The following is a 338-nucleotide window of genomic DNA, read 5'->3' as shown; positions in this document are numbered from 1 at the left end:
GCTCGTCGAGCAGCAGCAGGTTCGGTCGCTCCCAGGCGATCAACGCCAGGGCCAGGCGCGCCTTCTCGCCACCGGAGAAATTCAGCACCGGTTCGTCGATGCGCGCACCGCGGAAGTCGAAGCCACCGAGAAAGTCGCGCAGTACCTGCTCACGCTCGGCCGGTGCCAGGCGCTGCAGGTGCAGCAACGGGCTGGCCTTGCTGTCCAGAGAGTCGAGCTGGTGTTGGGCGAAGTAGCCCACCACCAGATTCTCCCCGCGCACCAGCCGGCCGCCGATAGGATCGAGCTCGCCAGCAAGGTTCTTGATCAAGGTAGACTTGCCCGCGCCGTTGGGGCCG

At 66.6% G+C, this 338-nt stretch carries 1 protein-coding gene; it reads right to left on the bottom strand.

From position 1 onward, the window contains the following. The coding region (locus B3397_RS06130; protein WP_414704351.1) for an ATP-binding cassette domain-containing protein at nt 1-338 on the bottom strand (338 nt) is incomplete at both ends.

The organism is Pseudomonas sp. UBA4194 (assembly GCF_002379585.1).
In the GTDB taxonomy this organism is placed as follows: domain Bacteria; phylum Pseudomonadota; class Gammaproteobacteria; order Pseudomonadales; family Pseudomonadaceae; genus Aquipseudomonas.
The sequence above is the reverse complement of the archived record's forward strand: the minus strand, read 5'-3'. Positions and strand labels throughout refer to the sequence as shown.